Source organism: Streptomyces cahuitamycinicus, assembly GCF_002891435.1.
Classification (GTDB): domain Bacteria; phylum Actinomycetota; class Actinomycetes; order Streptomycetales; family Streptomycetaceae; genus Streptomyces; species Streptomyces cahuitamycinicus.
The window spans coordinates 1-5,468 of the sequence record NZ_POUC01000491.1; the positions used below are offsets into that span (position 1 = coordinate 1).

5 protein-coding genes and 1 pseudogene are annotated in these 5,468 nt (G+C 70.3%); 2 read left to right on the forward strand and 4 right to left on the reverse strand.

Going from position 1 to position 5,468, the window contains the following annotated elements; genetic code table 11:
• Positions 1-47: 47 nt before the first annotated feature.
• Positions 48-356, reverse strand: a complete 309-nt coding sequence (locus C1J00_RS37490) for a DUF8827 family protein (protein ID WP_102913377.1) — start codon at positions 354-356, stop codon at positions 48-50.
• A gap of 509 nt (positions 357-865) precedes the next feature.
• Positions 866-1,199 (reverse strand): annotated as a pseudogene (locus C1J00_RS37495) (peptidase S8); the annotation flags it as partial.
• Between the two features lie 283 nt (positions 1,200-1,482).
• Between C1J00_RS37495 and C1J00_RS37500 the strand changes: the two are divergent.
• Positions 1,483-2,484, forward strand: a complete 1,002-nt coding sequence (locus tag C1J00_RS37500) for a bifunctional lytic transglycosylase/C40 family peptidase (protein ID WP_102913380.1) — start codon at positions 1,483-1,485, stop codon at positions 2,482-2,484.
• A gap of 246 nt (positions 2,485-2,730) precedes the next feature.
• On the forward strand, positions 2,731-3,429 hold the full coding sequence (locus C1J00_RS37505; protein WP_102913378.1) for a phosphatase PAP2 family protein: 699 nt from the start codon (positions 2,731-2,733) through the stop codon (positions 3,427-3,429).
• A gap of 65 nt (positions 3,430-3,494) precedes the next feature.
• Here C1J00_RS37505 and C1J00_RS37510 read toward each other — a convergent pair whose 3' ends face one another.
• Both C1J00_RS37510 and C1J00_RS45680 read right to left on the reverse strand, forming a co-directional pair.
• A complete protein-coding gene (locus C1J00_RS37510) occupies positions 3,495-5,048 on the reverse strand; it encodes an FAD-binding oxidoreductase (protein WP_102913379.1) in 1,554 nt (517 codons plus the stop codon).
• Positions 5,049-5,140: 92 nt separating this feature from the next.
• Positions 5,141-5,311 carry a hypothetical protein gene (locus C1J00_RS45680; protein ID WP_180989842.1) on the reverse strand — a complete coding sequence of 57 codons (171 nt, stop codon included), beginning with the start codon at positions 5,309-5,311 and terminating at the stop codon, positions 5,141-5,143.
• Between the last annotated feature and the right edge of the window lie 157 nt (positions 5,312-5,468).

Sequence of the window (5,468 nt, forward strand, 5' to 3'; positions counted from 1 at the left end):
GGATGGAGGGGAACCGGGCGGGCCCGGCCGGGCGGTCGGTACCCGGGCTACACGGCCATGCCGTACACGATGGTGAACAGCGTCCCGAGTGAGCCGATGATGAAGACCCCCGTCAGACCCGCGATGATGAGGCCCTTGCCCTGCTCAGCGCTGAAGGTGTCCCGCAGGGCGGTCGCTCCGATGCGCTGTTTGGCGGCGCCCCAGATGGCGATGCCGAGGCAGAGCAGGATGGCCACCGCCATCACGACCTCGATCATCACCTTCGCCTCGTTGCCCAGGTTGCCGAAGGGGCCCCAGTCCGGAGCGATCCCGCCGATGATGGTGTTGATGTCTCCCTTGTCGGCCGCAAACAGCATGTAAGTCACCGCCCCTGTTGGGTAGTTCCGCACCCTCTGCGGTAGTGCAGAGGTCAGGCCTCATTCTCGCCGACAATGATGCTGCCGGATGTCGACTTGGCGTCATTGATTGGCGGGTTTCGTACGAATACCTTGCCACCGTTCCGCCCCGGTCCTTAAGGGAGGTGACGGGTGGTGCGCGAAGGATCGTATGGTCACTCTGTGTATCACGGCAGGTCACGCCGGGCAATGAGGCTTGAGCGGAACCTGGTGTGTGGTTCCGTCGTTGTGCCCTCTTGCGGTCTTTCTCACCTTTGCGGGCTGTTTCTGACGGCTGGTCGGGTGAGTGGTCGCGCCGGTGTTCCCGGGGTGAAGGCTACCTGGCACGGCGAAGGGGCCTCGGCTGAGTGGCCGCGGCCCTTTCGTCATCGGCCGTCCCCCGGGCTCCCACGGCCCCGGGTGGCGATGCTCGGTGACGGTCTGTCACGGGCTGAGGAGGCTCAGCCGATGAAGGCGCCGAGTCCCTCCGGGGTGCCGAGGTCGGACAGGGACGCCGACTTCGCCTCGACGAGGGTGATGCGGCAGTTCGGGCAGACCGCGCTCGCCATGTCGAGGTCGAGGGAGATCTCGCCGGCCCGGCCGCTGTCGGCGGTGGGGAGGGCGGTGGCGGAACCGGTCTGGTTCACCTTCTTGAAGCAGCCGTTTCTTGAAGCAACCGTTCGCGGTGGTGCAGGCGGGCAGGCCGTAGTGCGAGCGGTAGGCGGCGAGATCGGACTCGACGTTCGGGTCGTCGTAGGCGTAGGCGTAGGCGTAGGCGTCGACGATGGCGATGGTCCGGCCGGAGCCGGATCGGCCGAGGGCGGTCGTCCTCGGCGCGGAGACGGAGCGGCCGTACGGGCGGGCGAGGGAATCCGTGACGGGCCGGGCTGGCGGGGAGGGAGCCGTGACGGGCCGGGCGTGCGGGCAGGGATCCGTGACGGGCCGTGAACCCGTGCGCCGGGCCGGGCCCACCCTGCTCTTGCCGTGCTGCCCGTGCCGTGGCCCGCTCCTCCGTCCGCCCCGACTCTCCTCCCCGTGATCATTCCCGGGCGTACCGGCCGCCTCTACACTGACCAACGGACTCCTGGGCGGTGAGGGGCGGTTGACGGTGCGTAAGGCATGGATCGTGGCGAGTGTCGCCATCAGCTCCGCCCTGGCCTTCGTGATGCTGCTCGTCGTCGGGGTCTACCTCGTCGCCGGGAACCTGGTCAGCGGCGTGAGCGGCGGGGCGAAATCGCTGGCCAAGGGGTCGGTGCCCGCCGAGTACGCGGCCCTCGTGCAGAAGTGGGGCAATTCCTGCCCCGCCATCAGCCCGGCCCTGCTCGCCGCCCAGCTCTACCAGGAGAGCGGCTTCAATCCGAGGGCCCAGAGCCACGCGGCCGCGCAGGGCATAGCGCAGTTCATCCCCGGAACCTGGGCCGTCCACGGCATCGACGGCGACGGCGACGGGGACCGCGATGTGTGGGACCCGAAGGACGCGATCCCCTCGGCCGCCTCCTATGACTGCGAACTCGCGTCGTACGTGAAGAAGGTTGGCGGGAATCCGACCGAAAACATGCTGGCTGCCTACAACGCGGGGGCGTATGCGGTGATCAAGTACGGGGGCGTGCCGCCGTACAGCGAGACCCGGAACTACGTGAAGCGGATCACGACGCTCTCGGAGAGCTTCGCGGCGCCGGTCGGGCGGGTCGACCCCTCCGAGCAGGCCGCCGCCGCGATCGAGTACGCGCAGAAGAAGCTCGGCACGCCCTACCTCTGGGGCGGCACCGGCACCGCTGAGCAGGGCGGACGCTTCGACTGCTCGGGACTGACCCAGGCCGCCTACGAGACCGTGGGCATCAAGCTGCCGCGCGTCGCCAACGACCAGTACAACGCCGGTCCGCACCCCTCGCGGGACGAACTGCTCCCCGGCGACCTCGTGTTCTTCTCGGACGACCTCACCAATTCCCGTGCCATCCGGCATGTCGGCATTTATGTGGGAGGCGGGTACATGATCGACGCGCCCCGGACCGGTGCGGTCATCCGGTTCGACCCGATCGACACCCCCGACTACTTCGGAGCCACCCGCGTCACCGAAGATGGCGCGAAAGCACTGCCCACGACGGTGTGAACCCTGTGTGAACCCACCCCCTGAGCTGCGAAGACGTGTCTCTCTTCGATAACGTCTGCGTGATCATTCGGTGGAGTGTGGAACGTATCAGCGGGGACCGTGCGTTCCTGATGACGTAGCCGAGCAGACGTTCATTCGGCACGCGTCACGCACGCGTGCGGCGGAAGCGGATCTACAACCACGGGGGTGGCAGGAGCGGCGCACACACGGGTGCGCCGGGAGAGACGACGAAGGGGCCGCAGCACCATGGCTGGACTCGCCGATTCCGGGTCGAACCCTGACGTCGACCTGCTGTACGACATCAATGGCCTGGCCAAGGACGCGCCGGCCTGGTTCGACCGCGTCATGGAGTACGTCGGTGAGTACGGGCTGCTGCTCGCCATCGTCCTGCTCGTGGTGTGGTGCTGGTGGACCGTACGGCGGCGGGGCGACGACGACGCGGCCTCCACCGTCGCGGCGCTGGTCTGGGCGCCACTGGCGGCAGGTGTGGCCGTGCTGGTGAACGTGCCCATACGGGGGTTCGTGGAACGGCCCCGGCCGTTCCTGGACCACCAGGGGCTCGAAGTGCTCGTCCAGGGCAAGACCGACTACTCGTTCGTCAGCGACCACGCGACGATCGTCATGGCACTGGCGGTCGGCCTGTTCGTCGCCAACCGCAAGTTCGGGCTCATCGGGCTCGTGCTGGCGTTGTTCGGCGGCTTCATCCGCGTCTACATGGGCGTGCACTACCCGACGGACGTCGTGGGCGGGTTCGCGCTGGGGACGGCCGTGGCGCTGCTGCTGTCGCCGCTTGCCATGGCCCTGCTGACGCCGGTGGTGAGGGCCGTCGAGCGCTCGCCCCGGGTGGGGTGGCTGGTGCGCGGCGGAGGGCGGGCCGCAGGAGGGGACACGGTGATCCCCGAGGCGCGCAGTGACCGGGCCCCGGAGCGGGACCTCGCCGCGTAGGCAGGAACCGTGGGAGGCGTCAGCTCGTGAGCACCCGCTCCGAACTGATCGTCTCCCACAGGGCGTTACAGCGCCTGCGGATACGTGAAGAAGCGGTCGGGGTCGTACTGCTTCTTCAGCTTCGCCAGGCGGGTCGCCGCATCCCCGTAGTAGGCCTTGCGCCAGTCGGTCAGGGCCGGGTCCGTGTAGTTCTGGTAGGCCGCCCCCGAGGCGTACGGGCGCATCGACGTGTGGGCGGCGGCCAGCCAGTCGCGGGCCGTCGCACCGCTCGTGCCGGCCCGCCACGCGGCGATGTACTGGGCCAGCATGCGGGAGCGGCGGTGGACGAACGCCGTGGACGTGGGGGCTACGCGGTTGACCGCTCCGCCGAGGGCGGTCAGCGCGATGCTGCCCGTGCCGCCGCGCACCGACCCGATCCGGGACAGCAGCGTGCGGATGCCGGCCGCGGAGAGGGAGCGGTCGAAGAAGTCCGACGCCGCCGCGTACGTCTCGCGGCCCAGCGCGCCGTCCGGGGAACGCCCCGGGGTCGGGCCGGGCAGATGGCACTGCGCGTCCGTCGGGAACGAGGAGCAGCCCGCGTACACCTCCATCGACTCCTCGTAGGAACGGCGCTTGAGGGAGACGCTGCGGGCCGGGGCGCCGACGCGGTCGGCCAGCCGGTCGACGGCGTTCCTCAGCTCGCCGTGGGTGCCGAGGGAGAACGCCGCGACCGAGACGGTCGGGGTGCTTCCCGCGGCACTCGCCAGGTGCAGGGACGACCAGATCTCGTCGGGCTGTGACGGGCCCCACTCCTGCCAGGCCTTCACCACCGCGGCCGCCCTGGACCAGGGCCAGGACAGGTACGCCGAGACACCCTGCGGTGCCGGGTGGGTCTTGAAGTGCAGCTCCGTGACCACGCCGAAGTTGCCGTTGCCGGCGCCGCGCAGGGCCCAGAAGAGGTCCTTGTTCTCACGGGCGTCGGCGGTGAGCTGCTTGCCGTCGGCGGTGATCAGGGTGGCCCGGGTGAGGCTGTCGCAGGTCAGGCCGTAGGCGCGGGAGACCACGCCGTGGCCGCCGCCGAGGGTGAGGCCCGAGACACCGACGGTCGGGCAGGAGCCGGCGGGGATCGTGACGCCCTTGGCGGCCAGGGCGCGGTAGACGTCGATGAGTTTGGCGCCGGCCCCGACCACGGCGGTGGTGCCGGAGGCCCGGACGCGGCTGAGTTTCGAGACGTCGACGATCAGACGGCCGTCGCCGGAGGACCAGCCGGCGTAGGAGTGGCCGCCGTTGCGGATCGCCACGCGCAGGGCGTGGGCACGGGCGTAGGCCAGGGTCGTGCGGATGTCGTCCGGGTGGGACACGTACGCGACCGCGGCGGGCTTCAGGCTGTCGAAGCGGGTGTTGTAGAGCTGCCGGGCCGCCGGCCAGTCGGCATCGCCCGGGCGGACCAGGGGGCCGTCGAGGTCGCGGGCCAGGGCGGAGAAGTCGGCGGCGGTGGATCTCGACGTGGTCGTGGTGCGTGAGGAGTGGGAGGCGGTGACCCCGGAGCGGTTGCCCGACGGGGTGCAGGCGGTGGTGAAGGGGGTCGTGGCCGCGGCGATCGCCGCCGTGCCCGCTGTGAGGATCGTGCGCCGTTCCATGGGGCCTCCCGGTGGTTCCGTCCTGGGAGACGGGGTGGTGGGGGTGAGGGTTCCATGGTCCGGCCGCGGCCGGGGCATCGTCCGCCACGGTCTCAGGGCGCCGTGTGCTGCTCCGCGTCCGTGCGGGCCTGGCTCCTGGCTCTTCGTGCCGGGCCGCGCCAGCCGCAGATGCAGCGGGCCATGCAGAAACGGCCCTTCTCCATGGTCGTCGTGCGGTGTTCCGGGAGGTTGGGGGGAGGCTCCGGCCCGTCCTGGTGCGCCACGCCGGCAACGTTACCCACCCCGGGTGAGGAGTTCGACGGCCGGTCGGCACGGGCTCGCGTGACGGGGGCACATACCCGTCGTTAACCGGAACAACACGGGGCCCGTGACGGACGTACCGGCTGGGGGTAGGCAGGCGATGACTGGGCGGCAGCGGGA

Excerpts from the sequence above, each read along its gene's own strand:
- C1J00_RS37490 (WP_102913377.1), bottom strand. The coding sequence starts at position 356 with ATGCTGTTTGCGGCCGACAAGGGAGACATCAACACCATCATCGGCGGG.
- C1J00_RS37505 (WP_102913378.1), top strand. The coding sequence starts at position 2,731 with ATGGCTGGACTCGCCGATTCCGGGTCGAACCCTGACGTCGACCTGCTG.
- C1J00_RS37510 (WP_102913379.1), bottom strand. The coding sequence starts at position 5,048 with ATGGAACGGCGCACGATCCTCACAGCGGGCACGGCGGCGATCGCCGCG.